The sequence below is a fragment of the Chryseobacterium defluvii genome, from assembly GCF_003634775.1.
Lineage (GTDB): Bacteria > Bacteroidota > Bacteroidia > Flavobacteriales > Weeksellaceae > Chryseobacterium > Chryseobacterium defluvii.
In genome coordinates, this window is record NZ_RBXB01000001.1 from 910,572 (window position 1) to 931,569 (window position 20,998).

Sequence of the window (20,998 nt, forward strand, 5' to 3'; positions counted from 1 at the left end):
GCATAAAACTAATAGTAAATGATGGATTATTTTCTTGGCGAGAATGGTCTGGAAAATGTTTACACATGGGCTATTCCTGTACACGCCACTGTTATTTTAGCTGAAATGATCTACAGCCATGTTTCCGAAGCTAAGTTGTATGACGGGAAGGATGTAGCAACCAGTATTTACCTTGCCTTATTGAATTTCGGTTTAGATTTCATAATGAAGGTCTTTGCAATGGGAGTCATGTTTTTCTTTTATAATCTTAGACTTTTCTCATGGGATTTTACTGTCTGGTATTGGCTGATCTGCTTTATCATTACGGATTTTGCTTATTACGTTTTGCATTACGTTGATCATCATTCAAGAGCTTTTTGGGCTGTTCACATTACCCATCATAATTCTGAATATTTTAACCTGACTACCGGTTTCAGAAGCCCGGTGCTACAACCTCTTTATAGATATTTATACTTTTCGCCATTAGCTTTTTTAGGATTCAATCCTTGGCATATTATGGTGGTGTATGCAATAGGGCAGGTGTATGGAACATGGGTGCATACCCAAACTGTGAAAAAAATGGGGATTCTGGAGCATATTCTGGTAACTCCTTCTCATCATAGGGTTCATCATGCCTGCAACATTAAATATCTGGACAGGAATATGGGAATGTGTCTGATCATTTGGGATAAGATCTTCGGGACTTTTGAAAAAGAGGATCCGGATGTTCCTGTAAAATTCGGGATATACCCGAAAATGCCGGATAATAATCCTGATACGGTATTATTGTACGAATGGAGAAAGATCTGGAAAGATATCAAACAGCCCGGACTTAAGATATCAGACAGAATCAGTTACCTTTTCAATTCTCCGGGATGGAGACATGACGGTACGGGGAAAACAGTAAGACAGTATCAAAAAGAATATGCAGAGAAGCAAAAAATAACTTAAAAAGCTCTCTTAAATTTAAAATAAAGATTTTCTAAAATATTGTGCGTTGACATTTCATTATAGCAAACCAAGAACTTCAATATAAAATTTTACTTTTACCAGATGAAAAAGTTTTCTCTGATTTTTACCATTATCATTTTCCAGTCCGTATTTTCCCAGCAGGCAGATTTTCTGAAAATAAGAAAATACAAAGTGGCTTTTCTAGATAATCAGATTAAAGAAACTTCCGGACTGAGCTTTTTCAATGGAAAGCTTTATACATTCAATGATAGTGGAAATCAACCGCAGCTTTTTGAAATAGACCGATCTTCAGGGAATATTACAAATGTCTTGAAGATTAATGCTGAAAATAAGGATTGGGAAGCACTGACTAATGACGGAAGCTATTTTTACATCGGGGATTTCGGGAATAATGCCGGAACCAGAAAAGATCTGAAAATATATAAAGTTCCTTTCCAGACTGCAGAGATAAGCAATGATGAGGTGAAAGCAATTAATTTTTATTATCCTGAGCAAACCGATTTTACTTCTAAAAATACAGAGACTAATTTCGATGCGGAAGCCTTGATTTATCTGAACGGAAAATTACATTTGTTTACGAAGGAATGGTCCTCAAAATCAACTACCCATTATGTAATTGATCCACAAATATATGAAAGCCAAAAGGCAGAAAAAGTAGAATCCTATCCAACAGGTTTTGTAATAACAGATGCTTCATATTTTGATAAAAAGCTTTATTTAATCGGATATACAAAAAAAACAGAAGTCTTTTTGGATATTTTTAATGAGACAGCACCCGGAATTTTTTTTAAAGAAGCTCCCCAACATTATTATTTAGGAAGTTCCTTATCCATCGGGCAAATTGAAGGGGTTGAAGTGAATGAAAGCGGGGTGTATATTTCCGGTGAAAAATTCAACTCTCCTTTAGGGGGAGCCAAGCAAAGTTTCTATTTTATTCCCAAAGAAAAACTCAAACATTGAAATTTCTCTTAAAATTGTCTGAAAAAAATTATCTTTGTGAGAATTAATAATCAATTACCTATCATTCACAGATTGTGGCGAATATTGTAGAAGAAATCAAACAACCGATCAACGAGGAAATGAAGCTTTTTGAACAAAAGTTTTATGAATCTATGCAGAGTAAAGTCCCTTTATTGGATAAAGTAACCCGCTTTATTGTAACAACTAAAGGAAAACAGATGCGTCCGATGTTTGTATTTCTTTGTGCGAAGCTGGTAGGCAACGTCAATGAAAAAACTTATCGGGGGGCTTCAATGATAGAATTGATTCATACCGCTACTCTGGTACATGATGATGTGGTGGATGAAAGCTTTAAGAGACGTAATTTTTTCTCCATTAATGCTTTATGGAAAAATAAAATTGCCGTTTTGGTGGGAGATTACTTATTATCAAAATCAGTTCTATTGTCTACAGACCATAAAGATTATGATCTTTTAAGTGTAATTTCCAGAACCATCCGTGAAATGTCCGAAGGAGAGCTGCTTCAGCTTGAAAAGGCCAGAAAGCTGGATATCACCGAAGATGTATACTACGAAATCATCCGTCAGAAAACCGCTACTTTGATTGCCGCTTGTTGTGAGATCGGTGTCCTTTCGAATAATGCCGATGAAAAGCTTGCCAAAAAAATGCAGGATTTCGGAACGTATACCGGAATGGCTTTTCAGATCAAAGACGACTTATTCGATTATTTAAGTTCCAATGTGATCGGAAAACCGGTAGGGATTGATATCAAAGAACAGAAAATGACCCTGCCTTTGATTCATACCTTGAAGATAGCCGATGAAAAAAATAGGAAATATTATTTCAATACCATAAAGCGGTACAATAACGATCAGAAAAGAGTAAAGGAGCTGATCAACTTTGTGAAAAGTTCCGGAGGCCTGGATTATGCTATTGGAGTGATGAAAGACTTTCAGCAGAAAGCCAAAGATATCCTGAATGAATTCCCGGATTCTGAGCCTAAGAAATCATTACTTCTTATGCTTGATTATGTGATTGAAAGGAAGTTCTAAAAATAAAACGACTCCGGCGTGCCTTCAGGCACGCCGGAGTCGTTTCCGGACTATATTTTTTGAACCGTTACATTCGTTACGTTACCGCTTCCTGTACTTCCTGTTTCAGTGGATAAAACAGTACAGTTTTGGTTGGGAGCTGCTGTAAAACGGATCTGATAACCTGCCGTTGGTATTATCAGCATTGTTGAGTAATTCATCAATTCTCCAACGCTGGCAGAAGTTGCTGTGGCATTGTAATGGCTTCCCCGGCCCAGATAGTTTGCATCAGGATTGGGTCTTATACCCACCAGTAATTGTGTGCCGGCTGGAGCACTGGCAAAACTTGCCTGTAATGTAACCAAATAATTTCCAGGCTGATTAAATGTTAACACCCCTGTACTTGTATTGTAAGAGTAAAACGGGGAAGTTGCCAGCGGAGTGGCAAACAGTAAAGTTGTGATGGTAGAGCTGGTAAGGTTTTGGTTGGCTGCCAGACGTGCGTGAAATAGTGAATAAGCCGTAAAATCGATAGTTTTTAAAACACCGTTGGCATCTGCTACCACAACTCTGTCTGTACCACCCACACCTATATTGGAATTAATATCCCGTACACGTACATTCCCTGTACTTACATCAAGTTTTTCTGTTGGGGCAGTTGTTCCAATACCTACTTGCCCTGTATTGGTTACAGAAAAATCATTAGCTTGCTGTGCCGCTGTTGGAGCTCCTGATGTTGGATTATCTTTAGCCCCATCAATATGGAAGCTCGTCTGAGGATTTGAGGTATTTATTCCTACTTGTGCGAAGTAAAGTGAAGAAAAGGCAAAAACCTTAATCACGATCAGTAATTTTTTTGTCATCATTTATGCTTTTTGATATTTTAATTTTCAATTATTATGCCAAAAACTTAAAAATCAGGTATTATCGATAAAAATCTATATTTAATAATTTGAAAATGATAATTAAGTTTTTGTTTCAATTTCGCATTTTGAAATTTAAATTATTTTTATCGTTACAATGATAACAGCCAGAACTATACAAAATAATGCTAATAAAAATAAATAATCCGCAATAGTCTCAAACTTATTTTCACGTTTTTTATTTTTTGATCTTATGGCAAGAAATGAAAAAAAACAGCTGCAGGCAAAAAGCAGGCAAGACATTCCGGCAAATTCGTCCAGATACGTACTGCCGCTTATTTTAGTGATTTTTAAAGAGGTGATAATAAGTAGGGAAAACCCCAGAAGATTACTGGAAGCGTTCAGAATATGAGGTGATTTCTTTTCCATCTTTTACAATTTTTTTCAAAATAAAACACAATTTTTTTTATTATCAAATTTTTAAAAAAGATTCTTAAAAATTAAAATTAATTTAAAAAGTGTATATTAGCAAAATACTTCAGGAACATAAAATTTTATATTTGGCTATGCAGACAACTTATATTGAAACACAGCAAATTTCCTTTCAAGACTTTAAAAATCAAATACTTGAAGATTATAAATTAGGACGGATTTCCCGTGAAATGTCCTATTTAGGTAGAAGAGAAGTTCTTACGGGAAAAGCTAAATTCGGAATTTTTGGGGATGGTAAGGAACTTCCTCAGCTTGCTATGGCAAAAGTTTTCAGAAACGGGGACTTCCGTTCAGGATACTACAGGGATCAGACTTTTGCATTGGCTGTAGATGCGTTGACGGTGGAAAGCTTTTTTGCGCAATTATACGCAGATACGAGTGTAGAAAGAGAGCCTGCATCAGCCGGAAGACAAATGAACGGGCATTTTGCGACAAGAAGTTTAAATGAAGACGGAAGCTGGAAAGATTTAACCGCTCAGAAAAATATTTCTTCGGATATTTCCCCTACTGCAGGTCAGATGCCTAGGTTATTAGGCTTGGCCCAGGCTTCTAAAATATATAAAAGTGTAAAATTTGAAGGTTCTGAAAAATTCTCAAAAGGAGGAAACGAAATCGCATTCGGAACTATCGGAGATGCTTCTACTGCAGAAGGTCACTTCTGGGAAACTTTGAATGCCGCTTGTGCGCTTCAGGTTCCAATGATTGTTTCCATCTGGGATGATGGGTACGGAATTTCTGTTCCTACCAAAAACCAAAGAGCAAAAGCAGATATTTCTGAAATGCTGAGCGGTTTCCAGAGAAGAGAAGGCGAAAACCAGGGCTGTGAAATTATCCAGGTAAAAGCCTGGGATTACCCTTCATTATTGGATGCTTATGCAAGAGCAGAGCATTTTGCCAGAACAGAAAGTGTTCCTGTAGTGGTTCACGTAGTGGAAGTTACACAGCCTCAGGGCCACTCTACATCAGGATCTCACGAAAGATATAAAAATGAAGAGCGCCTTTCATGGGAAGCAGATTTCGATGGATTGGTGAAATTCAAAGAATGGATCCTTAACTATTCAATTGAGATTGAAGGAAAAGAAGAAATCATTGCTACTGCCGAAGAATTGGAGGCTATTGATGATGAAGCTAAAAAAATAGTTAAAGCAGGGCAAAAAAAAGCTTGGGAAAGCTATCAGAAAACCATTACGGATTTAATTCAATCAGTTTTACCTTTGGTAGAAAATCTTAAAGGGCAAAACCCTGAAATTGAAAACTATATTGCACAGTTCAATAAATTAGTTTCTAAAGCTAAAAAAGATGTATTTCATTTGGTAAGAAAATCTTTATTGGCAACAAGAGGAACAAGCTCTGCAGAGAGAAACCAATTGATGCAGAAATACAATGAGATCTTTGAAGTTGAAAAAGACAACTATTCTTCCCACCTATATTCCCAGTCTCAGTGGAAAGCTACCAATATAGCAGAAGTTAAGCCTGTGTATTCTGAAAGCTCTGAAGAAGTGGACGGAAGAGTAGTCGTGAGAAACAATTTTGATAAAATATTTGAAAAATATCCTGAAACATTAGTGTTTGGTGAAGATGCCGGAAATATCGGTGACGTAAACCAGGGACTGGAAGGAATGCAGGAAAAATACGGAGAGCTTCGTGTTGCCGATACCGGAATCCGTGAAGCGACCATTCTTGGACAGGGAATCGGGATGGCAATGAGAGGATTGAGACCGATCGCTGAAATCCAGTATTTAGATTATATTTTATATTGTCTGCAGGGAATGAGTGATGATTTGGCTACTGTTCAGTACAGAACAAAAGGAGGTCAGAAATCACCGGTAATTATCAGAACAAGAGGTCACAGACTAGAAGGAATCTGGCATTCCGGTTCACCAATGGCCGGAATTCTTAATCTTTCTAAAGGAATATTGGTTTTAGTGCCGAGAAATCTTACCAAAGCAGCCGGATTCTATAATACTATGTTACAGGCAGATGAGCCAGCTGTAATCGTTGAATGTCTGAACGGATACAGATTAAAAGAAAAGCAGCCGGATAACTTAGGAGAATTTACTGTTCCTGTTGGAAAAATTGAAGTAACGAAAGAAGGTAAAGATGTTACATTGGTAACATATGGTTCAACTTGGAGAATTGTAATGGAAGCAGCCAATGAATTAGAAAAATTAGGCATATCTGCGGAAGTTATCGATATCCAGTCATTGATTCCTTTCGATTTATCTCACGAGATCGCAGAAAGCGTAAAGAAAACAAACAGATTGGTCGTAATTGATGAAGATGTGGAAGGTGGAACTTCAGCATTTATCTTACAGCAGATAGTGGAAAAACAAAAAGCATTCAGATATCTGGATTCTGATCCGTTAACCATTGCTGCGAATGACCACAGACCTGCATATGCAAGTGATGGAGATTATTTCAGTAAGCCATCTGCAGATGATATGGTAGAGAAAATCTACGCCATGTTTAATGAAACCAATCCTCAGAAATATCCTGCGATATTCTAAATAAAGGACTAAAAATATAACGGAAACCGCTTCTAAAAGAAGCGGTTTTGTTTTAATCGGGACATCCCATACTTATCGGAACACATCTCCAATAACTTGGATAGCCATTTTTAGGTGGATAATAGCAGGGAATTTGATCTTCTGCGCATTCTGGTGCACTTCCGCCATTGATGATTTTTAGATCGGCTTTTGATAATCTTCTTAAGTTTTTCATGTTTTTCAAAGGATTGTGATTTATACAAATATAGTATTTTTTTTAAATATCTATTATTTATATGAAATCTCTGCTTTTAATTAAAGCTTCATTGAAAATGGTTTCTCAGAAAATAAATAGAGAACATTATAAAATAAAAGACCATCAAACGACGGTCTTTTCACTTTTTTTATCTAAAAGAGTACAATCTTTTTCAGGATACAAATCTTTATTCTGATATTTCGCTTCCCATTCTTCCAGCAAATGTAAAATCGGTAAAAGTGCCAACCCTTTTTCTGTAAGAGAATATTCCACACGTGGAGGGATTTCTTTAAACTCCTCACGGATCACTAATCCGTCAGTTTCCATTTCTCTGAGCTGATCGGTAAGAACTTTCCTGGAAATAACACTGATGCGTACCGCAAGTTCTCCAAAACGAAGTTTTCTATCTTTGATCACAAGGGCAATAATGGGTTTCCATTTGCTTCCCAGTGCAGACATGGCCTTTCCTAAAGGGCAATTATGCTGCATCAATTCATTCTTTTTCATACTAAGGTTTTATTTTTTTTGAACATCATTGAAACCAGGATTTCATATGTTACTTCAACGTTACTAATATAAGTTACTGCAAAGTTACCACTATTTTTTCATTAAAAGATACAAAAACGAACTATTATTAGTTACTTTGTGTAACAATTATAAAAAGAAATTAAAAAAATGAGCACAGAATCATTATTTAAACCGTTTCAATACAAGAATTTACAGCTTAAAAATAGAATCGTAATGGCTCCGATGACAAGAGCTCAATCCGATAATGGAGTACCCACTGGGAAAATAGCAGATTACTATGCAAGACGTGCAGCTTCTGAAGTTGGATTGATTCTTTCCGAGGGAACCGTTATCAACAGACCTGCTTCAAAAAACATGCAGAATATCCCGGACTTTTATGGAACAGAAGCATTGCAGGGCTGGAAAAATGTCATTGATGCCGTTCATCAGCATGGCGGAAAAATGGGACCGCAGATTTGGCATGTCGGAGATACGAGAATGTCTGAGGATTATCCTTTGATTCATATGGAGAAAGCTTCTACGATGACGTTGGAAGACATCCAGGATACTATTGCACAGTTTGCTGCTTCAGCAAAATCGGCAAAGGATTTAGGATTTGACTGTATTGAAATTCACGGCGCTCATGGTTATCTTATCGACCAGTTTTTCTGGGAAGTAACCAATACAAGAACAGACGAATACGGAGGAAAAACATTAAAAGAAAGAACCCGTTTTGCGGTAGACGTTGTTAAGGCAATAAGAGCTGCAGTAGGAGAGGATTTCACGATCATTATCCGTCTGTCACAATGGAAACAGCAGGATTATTCCAGCAGGTTAGCCGCTACAGCTTCGGAAATGGAAGACTGGTTGTTGCCGTTGAAAGAAGCCGGAGTAGATATTTTTCACTGTTCACAACGCCGTTTCTGGGAACCTGAATTTGAGGGTTCTGATCTGAATTTTGCAGGCTGGGCAAAGAAAATTACAGGACAATCAACCATCACTGTAGGTTCAGTTGGATTGAAAGGGGATTTTATGACGGCATTTGCAGGCCAGGGAACTGAAAAAACAGATCTTTCGGAACTGATCCGCAGATTGGAAAGAGAAGACTTTGATCTGGTGGCAGTGGGACGTGCACTTTTACAGGATCATGAGTGGGTGAAGAAAATAAAAGTCGGAAATACAGAAAAACTCTTAGATTTTTCAGCAGAAAGTATGGGTGTGTTATACTAAAGTCAATGATGAATAAGTCAATGCATAAATTCACAATTGACTATTCACAATTCACTTATTTATATATTTTAAATTTTTTCCTATCATCTATTTAAGCAAACCCGCTTTCAGAATTTCTGAAAGCGGGTTTTTTAACAGATTTAAATATCTAAAATTGTCAAGTGAATGACAACAGTGATTCCCTATAAACCAATATTTTTAGTAGGCTTCAATTGCTTTAGAATACTCTTTGGAATAGCATTTTTGTGAACAAGGATTGCTGTTGATTTATATTCAACATAAGGTTTTGTTACATACAGGTAGCCTTCAAAATCATTGGTTACACCCCAGGAATTTTTCACCATATAATAATCTTTGCCATGTTGGTCTTTTGCCAATCCTACGATATGCATTCCGTGATCATCCGTTGTAGAAAGCGTATTAAGAGCATTTTGACGCATCTCCTCGGTGATGGATTTGTCTTTCTTAGGCTCAGTAAATAATTCCTTCTTTACTTCAGGAGTAATCTGGTTTAAATCAACATCCGGAACATAAGCCACCCCGTTTTTATAAGAGAAATAAGGCTCAGAAACATCCGTTGCCCAGCCGATAGAATATCCTTTATTAATTGCATTATCAATAATGGCAGTCATATCTTTCATCGGAACATTCCAGTCAGAATCATGGCTCCAGTTATCAGGAATCGGAACTACGAATTTTTGATAGTATGGATAATCCTTATAAGAAGAAAGTTCAACATAATCTTCCGGATTAATTCCTACAACCTCCTTAGCAAAAGTTTTCGGAGTATAGGATTTCCCTTCATAAGTGAAGTTAGCCGGAACCTTTCCAAGATATTCATCTAAAATTGCATCTACAGAACCCATCCAGTTATCCGTAAGCTTACCTTTTTGAGATGCCTGAACCAGGCTGTCTAAAACCGGTTTCAGCTTATCCTGCATTTCTTTGAAATTATTAAGAGTCTGTCCGGATTTCAACCCCGTATAAACATCTTGAGGAACAGCACCATATTTTTTATACATATTGATTACATCATGCAGTTCACCGCCGTCACCCCAATTGATGGCTCCATTGTTCAGTACATATAATTTAGCCTTGTCGTGGTAAGAATTTCTGGCCGTAAAAATCTCTGCAAGATCTACAGGCTTTTTGCCCATACGCTGCATTTCAGATTCAAGGAATGAATTTCCTGAATAACTCCAGCATGTTCCCGATGAACCTTGATTTTTTACCGAAGTCGCTCCAAGATCTTTTATTGTCGTAAACTTAAAGTTTGCGTTTTGAGATTGGTTGTTTTTTAACTTATTGATTAAGTCATCCTGAGCAAACATCATACTTCCTGCAGACAAAACAGAAAATAATAATGCCATTTTTTTATTTTTCATTACCATTAAAGTTATATTCGGAATAGTCGGTATTAGCAAGGATTTGTTACATCATAGCCAATCTGTCTTCAAAATATTTTTAAAAAAAACCATACACCTTTTTAAATTTCTGCATCTATAGATTAAAAGGTTAATCTTACTTATAAACGTGTTTTTATGTGTTTGATCTTTAGTGACTTATTTTTTTGGTGGTAGTGACTGTTTATAATTTGAAATGAGTGGGCACCGGAGTAAGTAGATTAACTTTTCATTTACCTTAAAAGTTTAACAGTTTTTAATGACTATTAAAATTGTTTTAAAATAATTAACAACCGCTAAAGAAATTAAAGATGAGAAAAATTTGTATGTCGATTATGGTACTGGCTTTACTGGGAAGCTGTAAAACAAAAAATGCTTCCAGTTCTTCCAAAGAATCTAAGCCGTTAAGTAGTAAAAAAGATAAAGATCAGGATACTGTCCCCAATAAACTTGATCAATGCCCGGAATTATCCGGACCCATAGAAAACAATGGCTGTCCGTGGCCTGAAACAGATGGTGACGGAGTTATCGATAAAGATGATGCCTGCCCTACCGTAGCCGGACCCCCGGAAAATAATGGCTGTCCGTGGCCGGATACAGATGGAGATGGAATCCTGGATAAAGACGATGCCTGTCCTACAGTTCCGGGATTACCGGAATATAATGGTTGTCCGAAACCTAAGACACAGACGGCATTAGAGGTTGAATATTCTTTTTCACCCGGAAGAGTATACCATCATGCAGAAATCAAAAAAACCGGAAAAAAAGCCAGCAAAAAGCAGAAAAATTACAGCAATGAAGAATATGATGCCTTAATTGAAAACGCTTTTGAACTAACGCAAAATCAACCGCTGTCTACTTTCTCCATTGATGTGGACAACGCTTCTTATTCAAACGTAAGAAGAATGATACAATATGGAGAAGTAGATAAAAATGCAGTACGCGTGGAAGAGATGATCAATTATTTTCAATATAGCTATCCTCAACCCAAAAAAAACCAACCATTTTCCATTAACACAGAGCTCAATGCTGCTCCCTGGAATCCAAATCACAAATTGTTGAAGATCGGATTAAAAGGAAAAAATATTCCGATGAATAATCTTCCACCATCCAATATAGTTTTCCTTATTGATGTTTCAGGCTCTATGGATGAAGAAAATAAATTGCCATTGCTTAAATCCTCTTTTAAAATTCTATTAGACCAATTAAGACCCCAGGATAAAGTAGCGATGGTAGTATATGCCGGAAGTGCGGGAGTTGTTTTGCCTCCCACTTCGGCTGCCGAAAAAACAAAAATTACAGAAGCGTTAGACAGGTTGCAGGCGGGAGGAAGCACGGCAGGAGGAGCGGGGATTGAATTAGCTTATAAACTGGCTGAAGAAAACTTTATAAAAGACGGAAATAATCGTGTTGTTTTAGCAACAGACGGGGATTTTAATGTAGGAACTTCTTCAAAAACCGGCCTTGAAGGTTTAATTGAAGAAAAAAGAAAATCCGGAGTATATCTTACTTGTCTCGGTTACGGAATGGGTAATTATAAAGACAACAGAATGGAAACCTTAGCGGATAAAGGAAATGGGAATTATGCATATATTGATAATCTGCAGGAAGCCAATAAGTTTTTAGGAAGAGAGTTTGTTGGGAATATTTATACTATAGCCAAAGATGTGAAAATCCAGATCGAATTCAATCCGAAATACGTAAAATCTTACCGGTTGATTGGCTATGAAAACAGAAAACTAAGAAATGAAGATTTCGCAGATGATAAAATTGATGCAGGAGAATTAGGATGCGGACACACCGTTACGGCTTTATATGAAGTTATTCCTGTAAATATTGATTCAGAATTTTTACCTAAAAAAAGTAAACTGAAATATAGCACTACTTCGAAGACTCAAAAATTTGGAGATGAATTGGCAACGATAAAGTTCAGGTATAAAAAACCGGCAGGAACAAAAAGCTCTGAAATGATCCAGATTGTTAAAAACTCTTCTGTCACCAATGCCAAAGCAAGTTCTGATTTCAAGTTTGCCGCTTCTGTTGCCTGGTTTGGATTGGTTTTGAGAGAATCAAAGCTGATTAAAAAGAAAAACCTTATGGAAATTGAAAACCTGGCCAGAAAGAATACAGGCAAAGATGCGGAAGGCTACAGGGCGGAATTTGTAAAAATGATTCAGGATTACAAAATAGTAAATAAAAACTAAGAACAACAAAACCGACGCTCATTGAGGTCGGTTTCGTTTGATAAAATCCTCTCCTGAAATGGGGAACTATTTTTCTTCATCGTCTGCAAACCATTTTTTGCCTTGATTATAGAAAGGAGAGGAATATCTTTAAAAGGGGAAGTGAATTTTTATTTTAGTTTTGGAATTTTACAAAACTCAGGTAAAAACCAGGATTGCCTATGTTGAATCCTGCAGGCACAGTTGCATTGGTTTTTACCGCTAAAACAGGATAAGTTCCGGGTGCAGAAAAGTAAAGTACTCGATTTTGATCCCGTGGTGACATCATCTGTACATCTGCAACATTGCAATAAGTTCTCCAAACGTCGCCTATTCCATTAATGTAAAAACCAAAATCATTACAGTTGGATTGTATGGTTACTCCACAACGGAAAAAGTACCATCCTTTTGCCGGGATTACCACAGAAATTCCGGTAGACAAACCGCCACCGGGGCTACCCGTAAAAGGATTTGTTAATGTTCCTGTATAAGAAGTCCAGTTATCAGCAAATGCAGTTGTAACAGTAGATGACCAGGTCGCTAATCCATTGGCATCACTGGTCAGGACATAGCCTAGTTGTTCAGTGCCGTCCTTAATCTGTAAAGCTCCGTTTGTAGTACCGTTATCTATTACAATTTTAGCATTGGAAGCTCCTGTGGGAACTGTGTTGGTACCTAACAAAACTTTACCTGTACCTGTAACGCTGAGAGTATTTCCTGCTGTAGCAATTTCTGTGGGCTGAGAAAGGGTACCTCCTAATCTTACATCATTTCCGGAAATCGTAGTACCATTACTTGCCGTAATGTTGTTAGTTCCGCTGCCGCTGCCATTACCACCGGAAAGCTCTGTAATGGACATGAAACCTATAACTGCATGTAGCTGTGCAGTTCCGCCTGCTGTTTCTAACCTTACTTTTACGGTGCCATCCACGGTAGGCTTATAAATGGCATAAGCTTCCGGTTGTCCACCTATGGATGTTGCCGGATAATTATTAAGCGCATCAACAACTCCTGTGGTAGTGGTAGGGAGGGGCGAATTGTTTGAAGCATCAACCCATTGGTAAGCGGCATAACCATTAACAATAGAGAAGTCAGTAGCGTGTAACTGGCATCGCAAAACATATGTTTTACCTGCCTTCAAATTAAAAACCCCGGCATTATATGTAATGTTATTGGAAGCAATTACAGATGAAAATAAAACATCTGATCCGGTAGTGACGGTTTGAGCTGTACTGGGAACTACCGTAATATAATCTCCCGTTGAAGATCCGGCTAAAGAAGATCCCGATGAAACAACTTCCCAGGTAGAACTGGCTCCCGTGAGACCGGTATTGATCAATTGGATACTTTGGTTGGCCGGAACAGAAACGGTTGCATTTCCATTGATGGTCTCGGAACCTGCCGGATTTACAGTTATGGTAAAATTTGTATTATTCTTGATCGTGTATAAACGTCCTTTGAAATTCCCGTTTCCGCTGATTGCGGCAGGAAGGTTAAAGGAGGCGTCGGCTGTCCCGTTATATGATACATGAAAATCTGTTGCCGATAAATTGTAAGATGTGCTGGTTACGGCATTGTATTTGGCTGCCACAGATCCGTTAATATCAATGGTTGAACCTGGATTTACGGTGTTAATACCTACATTTCCGGCCTGTGAAAAGGCAATAGAGGAACTTAGCAGTGCTATTGCCTGCCATGCTTTTGTAAATTTCTTTGACATTTATTTTTTTGTTTTTAGTGGTTTAGACCTAATAAGTACAAGTAACCCTGACGAGAATAATCTCTTTTTAGCTGTTATTATATTTTTATTTATAATTATATATTATTGTGTTAATTTTTAGATATTAACATATATTAATATGTATTTATTAATTATAATGTAAAATTATAGATTTTTTTTTCTTCAAAACATTTTATTTTGTAGAAAAAAATATAAAGAAATGTAGAAAAAATTCTACAAAAGGTGAATTGTTACAAAGCTTGGTCTAGCTGATGTAAGTTTGGTATAATTTGATGAGATCTGCTATATTGTTGGTTTTTAGCTTCTTGTGTATTCTTTTTTTATAAGTACTGATGGTAGGCATCTGGATATTCATTTTATTCGAAATTTCCAGGTTGCCGTTTCCTTTAACCATAAGAGTAAAAATTTCATACTCTCTCTCAGATAGTTTTTTAATAGAATCCAGTGGCGATTCGCTGATCAGTTGATTAACAATACCTGATGGATAATAATATCCTTCGGAAAATATTTTAGTGACGGCATCCGAAATTTCTTCGGATTTACTTAATTTGCTGATGTATCCATTTGCACCCTGCTTGATGTACTGAACGGCAATTTCTTCCTCATACGCTGAAAATATCAATATCTTGATATCCGGATCAAGTGCCTTTATTTCAGTAATCATCTTTTTATTTTTACTTTCCGGCATATTAATATCCAGGATGACAAGATCATATTTCTTTCTGGAAATTTTTTCTAAAGTTTTAGGGTAATCTTCGGCCTGATCTATGACTGCATCTTTGATTTTTGATTCTAAAATTATACTTGTTCCTACAAGCACTATATCATGATCGTCTGCAATAAGAATGTTTTTACTCATCTCTTTTTATTTGTTAAAATCAGTTTGAAAGAAGTTCCTTGTAATTCATTTTTTTTGAAGATAATTTTTCCACCTATCATTTGTAATAATTGCAATACCAGGTGAAGGCCCATTCCATATTTTTGCAATAATAACTTTTCGTTATCAATATTGTCCTGAAGCCTTGTATAATAATCTATTTTCTTTTGTTCCATCCCAATTCCGGTATCTGTGATAAGCAGGAAAATATTTTCTCCCTCTGCCTTGCTTTCGAGAGTGATCGTTCCATTTTGTGTATACTTTACCGAATTATCCATTAAGTTGTGGACAATGGCAGATAAAATATTTTTACTGATGCATATCAGTAATGATTGATCTACCTGATTATTAATCACCGTATTATTTTTCCCGGCTATTTCATTGAAAAGTATTTTTTTCTCTTCTATAAGTTGGTATAAAGAATAATGTTCCGTTTCATCTGATCTGTGGGTGTAAATGTCAGCATATTCTTTGAGTGTAATGGTAAAATTATATAATTGATCCGAGGATTTATAAATAGAAGTGAGAATTTTTTCAATACGTTCCCTGTTGAAATTGTTTTCATCCAAAACTCCTTTAGCCGTTAACGCAATAAATTTTACAGGAGTGGTAATATCATGGGTAATTGTGCCGATAAGCTTTTTTTGCTGTTCCACCTCCTTATGCAGTTTTTCCTTAGTTGTTACTAATTTTTCTACCGTATCAGAAAGCTTTTGGGTTCTGGAATTGATAATCTCTTCCAACTCCTGGTTTCTCTTCTTTAGAAAACTTATCCTCCATCTTACTATCAAATACAGTAACCATAAGAAAAGAAAGAAAGTAACGATTTTAAACCACAGGGTCTGATAAAAATAAGGCGGAATGATGATGTTGATTTTTTTATAGATAAACTTACCATCATCGGAAACCAACATTTTTACGATAAAAGAATGTTTTCCATATCCGAGATTTGAGATAGAAAATTTCCTGTCTTTTCCGATATGCTCCCATTTTGTATTAGGAGAATTGCCCAATTTAGCCTCTATGAATACATTATCGGAATTAGCATAATAAGGCACATCAATGAATAGGTCTATACGGTTGGATTTCTGATCCAAATAAAGCTCATTTTTAAAGTATTGTTCTTTGTCGTCAATAACGGCTCTTTCCACATATATGTTTTCAGGATAATAATTTTTAATTTTCAGGGGATCAAAAAAAACCAGACCATTCAGGGAAGGGAGCACAAACTCTCCGTTTTCTAGCAGGTTTCCGCAAATATTGCTGCCTCCGTTGAATTCATTGGTATTAAACCCGGCATCTTTTGAATATTTGTAATAATGGACCCTGTACTTTTTATTTTGGATATACTTCAAAAGCTCACTTTCCAAAACCCGATATAATCCATTGTTGGTAGGAATCCAAAAATAACCGTTTTTGTCTTCCAGAATTGTATGTGCTGAGGAGATATTCCTTTCTGTATCATAAGGTATTTTGATAAGCTTATCATTTTTTAGTAAATAGACCCCTTTCCCTGCCGTAGTGATCCAAACATGCCCATGTGTTGAGCGGATGATATTACGGATGGAGATTTGTTGAGCCCCACTCAAATTATAGATTTTATTGGTTTTTAATGATATCTTATATAAGGATTTTGTTGTCCCTACAAGCATGTTTACTGCATCAAGCTGTAAGAATTTTGTTGGTTCATTTTTAAAAAAAATCCTTTTTTCAGGAGATAGAAAAGATTGATCTTTAAATACCGTTAATATACCGTCAAACTCCGGAGTCTGATTATTCCTTAAGTCTTTAAGTAACGCATAATATTTACCGTCTTTGAAGAAGAAATCTTTTAAGAATAATTTCAGATTGATGGATTTTTTATAGGATCCGGCTTTCTGATAAATCATTGCATCTTGGAGGCCCATTGTAATAATATTTCCGGCATGATCATAATCCAAGAAATAAGAAGAAGTATTTTTAAAGCCTTTATTTTCTACAAGTCCATGGCGGTCATACACTTCCCCAAAAACAGTTATTACGGAAGAAGAAGTATACGGAAGAGTGGCGTAAAATACTGATTCCGGCTTTGATGGTGGCCTTTTAACGCTTACGAAATCTGAAAGGCTGATAATCTGAAGGCCATCTATGCTGCTTCCCAGATACAATTTTTTATTTTTTTCATCAAAGTAAACGCTGATGAAATTTTCATCTTTTACATTGTCGAGTGTAATGATTTTAGATATTTTAAGTTGCTTGTCGTGATAATTACAAGAGTAGACAGTACCCTTATTAATGATAAAAGTTTGATTATTGATCTGGCTCCATAGAATTTTACTGTTAATATCTCTCAGTAAAGGAATATCATAAGAATCTGTAATTTTTCCCTTTTCTATTTTGTTAACTTTTTTAGAAGGGATATCTATATAGAAAAGCAGTTCGTTCATGGCAAAAACTCTTGGGCCATTTTTGTAAATGGGGCGTATGGACAGCCTGCTTTCAGCCTTTGAATGGAAATCTTCATATATCAGACATTTTTCCTGCAAATAATACCTTCCTTCCTTGAAATTCAAGTAATAATTCATCCCCGAAGAAACGGCATAACTAAAATTGGAGCAGTATAGAAGATAATTGGTGTTGTGGTTTAGGATAAAATTGGGGTATTTGTTGATGGAAGCAACTCTAGGGAATTTATTGTGTATCAACAGACCCTTCCCAAATTCCCCTGTAGTGAATATGCTGTCTTTTTCGGCATTTCCGTAAAAAAAAGTAAACCGCTGGCTATTTAACGGAAAGTTCTTGTACACCAAAAAGCTGTTGCCGTCATATCGTACGATTCCATTTTCTGTGGAGAGCCATATAAAACCGTATTTATCTTTAATAATGTCTTTCACGCTATTTTGAGGAAGTCCGTTATCCGTGTTATAATATTGGATGTAGGGCTTCTGACTATAAACAGGAAAAAATGAGAGGAGAAAAAATATCAGGAGTATATTATTTTTCAATTCTAGTTATTTGATATAGTTGCAAAGGTATTTTATGTAATAGTAAAACCCAAAAAACGGGTATTTATTTCAAGAGAAAGAATAAATTTATTTTCAATAATTATTGAAAATTCAAAATATTTAATTATATTTGTAATAGAAATTAAACAGTACATATAATGAAACTTTCAGAAGCTAAAGAAAAATACATTCAGACTTGGGGAACGTTTGCAACCAATTGGGGTATTAATCGTACCATGGCACAGGTCCACGCTTTGCTTTTGGCAAGTGATAAACCCCTTTCCACCGATGAGGTAATGGAGCAGCTTGAGATTTCCAGAGGGAATGCCAATATGAATTTAAGAGGTTTGATAGACTGGGGAATAGTAAAGAAAGAACTGATTAGAGGCGACCGGAAAGAATATTTTGTAGCTGAAAAAGATGTCTGGTTCCTGTTTAAACAGATCACCAAAGAACGAAGAAAAAGAGAGATCGAACCCGTAATTTCTTTCCTTGAAGAACTGAAGGAAATTGATGAAAAAGATACCCCTGAGGCGAAAGAGTTCATCAAGCTAATGGAAGACTTCAGCTCAGTTACTGGAAAGATCAACAATATTATGGATCTTGCCATTAAAAGTGATGATCACTGGTTGGTGGGAAAGATTACTAATTTATTAAAATAGAAAAACCAATGATAAAAAAAAGAGTAGTCTTTTTCTTGTTCCTATTATCAATAATGAGCTGTCAGGAAAATGTGTTAGCAAATTTTGATATTTATATAGAAAGTACGAATAAATTTGACAAACAGCATTATGATCTTCATAAGATTACCATACTAAAAGATAACAAGGCCTTTAAAATTTTGGAATCTGGAGATCATGCTCCGAGTTTAGACAATAATATAAAATTGGATAGCATATTAAAAGGAAAATACACCTTTGTTTATACTAATCTTTTCGGGGAGGAAATTAGAAAAGAAGAAACAGTAAAGGAATCAAAACGGTATAGAATAAGTATCAATCCGGATAGTTTGATCAGGAAAAATAAAGATCTGCTTTTTGAAAATTTAAAAAATAATGAGGTAAAATTTGTTTTTAAATCTATCGGTTGTTTTCATTTTGAAAAGGATTCAATTATTTTGAAGAATGTAGGAGGGGATTATTTTATTCAAGGAAAAAAAGGCTTGAAAAAGATCAATAAAAAAGTATTAGGATATTTTATCAATATTGAAAATCAAATTCGTAACATACCAACAGATGGTGGATGTACAACTAGAGACACTTTTATATTTCAATATGAGGGAAGATCAGATACAATTTATGATAAGACATGTGACTTTAACATTCCAGGTAAAATATCTGATTATTTAAAACAAAATAATATATAGAAAGGATTGAAAAGCCTTTTTTATTTTAATTATAGTTTCAAAAATTATTGAAAATACAGAAATATCTAAACAATGAAAAAGAATTACAAATTTATGACCTGTAATTGGGAAAACCTGGTGTATATAAACTTCCATATTAAGCCGGAACTGCTTGCCGGACTCCTTCCGGAAGATGTAGAACCTGATCTTTTAAACGGAAAAGCCGTCATAAGCATGGTCTGTTTTGAGTTTTCAAATGCAAGGTTATTCGGGTTCAAAATTCCTTTTCATCAATATTTCCCGGAAATCAATATCAGAACCTATGTTAAAAGAAAAGATAACGGAAATATAAGAGGAATTTATTTCCTATCTGAAATGGTTCCAAAATTATTGACCTTTTTCACAGGGAGGTTTGTATATGGAGAACCATTCTCACTAAGAAATTTAAAAATTGTAAAAACGAAAGGAAATATAAAATATGCCGTTCAAGATTCAATTTGCGAAATGAATATCGGAGTTGAAAGAATGGAATTATCTACATGTCAAAGACTGACAGGTGAGCAAGAATTTGTAATTCAACGAAGCTTAGCTTTTTGCGGGAATGCAGGAATGAAAAGCAAAATGTATGAAGTCAGACATCAGGAATGGAACCTTATTCACATAAAGAATTTTGACATTATGGTTAATAAGATAAAACACATCAATTCCAACATTCAAAGTGTCCTGTTACAAAAGATGCCTGAAAGTGTTTTTATGACAGATGGTTCTGAAGTAGAAGTTTTTAAAAACTTTCTTATTTGAAAATTATTTTCAAAAATTATTGAAAATATAATATTTATAAATTTTAATTACACATAGCAGATTTAAAATGAAAACACTGATCTTTAAAATCTGGATGTATTTTACATTCAAATTACAAAATAAACGTACAAGAGGCGATTTTCTTAATCTTTGAATTGATAACTATGAAAATTTTAAAATCATCTTCAAATTCAATATAATTAACATAAGAAACAGGAGACTAAAATGCCAAGAATTTATTTAGAAACCTACATCAAATCAGACATCCGTAAAGTCTTCGACTTAGCCAGAGATATTGATCTTCATCAAAAGTCGACTTCAAAAACCAATGAAAGAGCAATGGCCGGACGAACTTCAGGATTGATAGAAGAAGGAGAAACAGTGACCTGGAGAGCAAAACATCTGGGTGTTTATCAGACGCATACTTCCAAAATAATCGATATGGAAAAACCTTACCGGTTCACAGATATCATGCTGAAAGGAACTTTTAAATCCTTGAATCATCAGCATATTTTCAAAGCACAAGAATACGGAACAGTAATGATCGATATTTTTGAATTTGAATCTCCCTGTGGATTTCTGGGAAAGCTTTTCAACAAACTTTTCCTTACCCGCTATCTTAGAAATTTCCTGTTGGAAAGAAATGCAATGATTAAAAAAGAATCTGAATTATGAACTTTTACTCTTTGGGTTGCCCAATGGGATGTAACATTTTATAGATTTTTCTACTAACTGTCAGTAATCCAAAAGAGAATATCAACATTACAATTATTTGTATCGGGTATTGGTAGAGAAAGCAGGAAAATCATAATCAATAAACTTTTTACTTATATTATTCTGAAATAGGCG

General features: G+C 35.6%; 18 protein-coding genes. 10 read left to right on the forward strand and 8 right to left on the reverse strand.

Annotated elements, in window-relative coordinates; all coding sequences use genetic code 11:
• The first annotated feature begins 18 nt into the window (after nt 1–18).
• The 3 genes from BCF58_RS04310 to BCF58_RS04320 all read left to right on the forward strand — a co-directional run bounded on the left by BCF58_RS04310 (nt 19) and on the right by BCF58_RS04320 (nt 2,963).
• On the forward strand, nt 19–930 hold the full coding sequence (locus tag BCF58_RS04310; protein WP_121460551.1) for a sterol desaturase family protein: 912 nt from the start codon (nt 19–21) through the stop codon (nt 928–930).
• A gap of 102 nt (nt 931–1,032) precedes the next feature.
• Entirely contained in the window at nt 1,033–1,911 is an 879-nt protein-coding gene (locus BCF58_RS04315) for a hypothetical protein (protein ID WP_121460552.1), read from the forward strand.
• A 74-nt stretch (nt 1,912–1,985) separates the two neighbouring features.
• Complete coding sequence (locus BCF58_RS04320; RefSeq protein WP_121460553.1) at nt 1,986–2,963, forward strand: polyprenyl synthetase family protein; 978 nt, start codon at nt 1,986–1,988, stop codon at nt 2,961–2,963.
• A gap of 50 nt (nt 2,964–3,013) precedes the next feature.
• Here BCF58_RS04320 and BCF58_RS04325 read toward each other — a convergent pair whose 3' ends face one another.
• Together BCF58_RS04325 and BCF58_RS04330 are read right to left on the reverse strand one after the other, a co-directional pair.
• Nucleotides 3,014–3,808 carry a hypothetical protein gene (locus BCF58_RS04325; RefSeq protein WP_147462019.1) on the reverse strand — a complete coding sequence of 265 codons (795 nt, stop codon included), beginning with the start codon at nt 3,806–3,808 and terminating at the stop codon, nt 3,014–3,016.
• 132 nt (nt 3,809–3,940) lie between these two features.
• Entirely contained in the window at nt 3,941–4,234 is a 294-nt protein-coding gene (locus BCF58_RS04330) for a hypothetical protein (RefSeq protein WP_121460555.1), read from the reverse strand.
• 137 nt (nt 4,235–4,371) lie between these two features.
• On the opposite strand from BCF58_RS04330, the gene BCF58_RS04335 reads away from it, so the two are divergent.
• Nucleotides 4,372–6,804 (forward strand): alpha-ketoacid dehydrogenase subunit alpha/beta, encoded by a 2,433-nt coding sequence (locus tag BCF58_RS04335; RefSeq protein ID WP_121460556.1) that lies wholly within the window; start codon nt 4,372–4,374, stop codon nt 6,802–6,804.
• A 52-nt stretch (nt 6,805–6,856) separates the two neighbouring features.
• Here BCF58_RS04335 and BCF58_RS17715 read toward each other — a convergent pair whose 3' ends face one another.
• Both BCF58_RS17715 and BCF58_RS04340 read right to left on the reverse strand, forming a co-directional pair.
• Nucleotides 6,857–7,018 carry a bacteriocin-like protein gene (locus BCF58_RS17715; RefSeq protein WP_449384890.1) on the reverse strand — a complete coding sequence of 54 codons (162 nt, stop codon included), beginning with the start codon at nt 7,016–7,018 and terminating at the stop codon, nt 6,857–6,859.
• A gap of 144 nt (nt 7,019–7,162) precedes the next feature.
• A complete protein-coding gene (locus BCF58_RS04340) occupies nt 7,163–7,546 on the reverse strand; it encodes a winged helix-turn-helix transcriptional regulator (protein ID WP_121460557.1) in 384 nt (127 codons plus the stop codon).
• 168 nt (nt 7,547–7,714) lie between these two features.
• On the opposite strand from BCF58_RS04340, the gene BCF58_RS04345 reads away from it, so the two are divergent.
• The gene (locus tag BCF58_RS04345) at nt 7,715–8,776 is read left to right on the forward strand and encodes an NADH:flavin oxidoreductase (RefSeq protein ID WP_121460558.1); all 1,062 of its coding nucleotides are present in this window, start codon (nt 7,715–7,717) and stop codon (nt 8,774–8,776) included.
• Between the two features lie 182 nt (nt 8,777–8,958).
• On the opposite strand, the gene BCF58_RS04350 is transcribed toward BCF58_RS04345, so the two are convergent.
• Nucleotides 8,959–10,161 carry a C1 family peptidase gene (locus BCF58_RS04350; protein ID WP_121460559.1) on the reverse strand — a complete coding sequence of 401 codons (1,203 nt, stop codon included), beginning with the start codon at nt 10,159–10,161 and terminating at the stop codon, nt 8,959–8,961.
• Nucleotides 10,162–10,490: 329 nt separating this feature from the next.
• Between BCF58_RS04350 and BCF58_RS04355 the strand changes: the two genes are divergently transcribed.
• Nucleotides 10,491–12,383, forward strand: coding sequence for a vWA domain-containing protein (locus tag BCF58_RS04355; RefSeq protein WP_121460560.1), 1,893 nt, complete (start codon nt 10,491–10,493; stop codon nt 12,381–12,383).
• A 154-nt stretch (nt 12,384–12,537) separates the two neighbouring features.
• Here BCF58_RS04355 and BCF58_RS04360 read toward each other — a convergent pair whose 3' ends face one another.
• From BCF58_RS04360 to BCF58_RS04370, 3 genes are all read right to left on the reverse strand, one after another.
• Nucleotides 12,538–14,121: a hypothetical protein gene (locus tag BCF58_RS04360; protein ID WP_121460561.1), complete on the reverse strand. Its 1,584-nt coding sequence runs from the start codon at nt 14,119–14,121 to the stop codon at nt 12,538–12,540.
• Nucleotides 14,122–14,386: 265 nt separating this feature from the next.
• A complete protein-coding gene (locus BCF58_RS04365; protein WP_121460562.1) occupies nt 14,387–15,001 on the reverse strand; it encodes a response regulator transcription factor in 615 nt (204 codons plus the stop codon).
• Entirely contained in the window at nt 14,998–18,003 is a 3,006-nt protein-coding gene (locus tag BCF58_RS04370) for a sensor histidine kinase (protein ID WP_121460563.1), read from the reverse strand. The genes BCF58_RS04365 and BCF58_RS04370 overlap by 4 nt, the downstream gene beginning before the upstream one ends.
• A 158-nt stretch (nt 18,004–18,161) precedes the next feature.
• Here BCF58_RS04370 and BCF58_RS04375 point away from each other — a divergent pair, with 158 nt between their 5' ends.
• The 4 genes from BCF58_RS04375 (at nt 18,162) to BCF58_RS04390 (ending at nt 20,824) form a co-directional block, all read left to right on the forward strand.
• Nucleotides 18,162–18,665: a GbsR/MarR family transcriptional regulator gene (locus BCF58_RS04375; RefSeq protein WP_121460564.1), complete on the forward strand. Its 504-nt coding sequence runs from the start codon at nt 18,162–18,164 to the stop codon at nt 18,663–18,665.
• A gap of 8 nt (nt 18,666–18,673) precedes the next feature.
• Nucleotides 18,674–19,369, forward strand: a complete 696-nt coding sequence (locus BCF58_RS04380; protein ID WP_147462020.1) for a hypothetical protein — start codon at nt 18,674–18,676, stop codon at nt 19,367–19,369.
• A gap of 72 nt (nt 19,370–19,441) precedes the next feature.
• Nucleotides 19,442–20,149, forward strand: coding sequence for a DUF2071 domain-containing protein (locus BCF58_RS04385; protein WP_121460566.1), 708 nt, complete (start codon nt 19,442–19,444; stop codon nt 20,147–20,149).
• 225 nt (nt 20,150–20,374) lie between these two features.
• Nucleotides 20,375–20,824, forward strand: coding sequence for an SRPBCC family protein (locus tag BCF58_RS04390; RefSeq protein WP_121460567.1), 450 nt, complete (start codon nt 20,375–20,377; stop codon nt 20,822–20,824).
• Nucleotides 20,825–20,998: the final 174 nt, after the last annotated feature.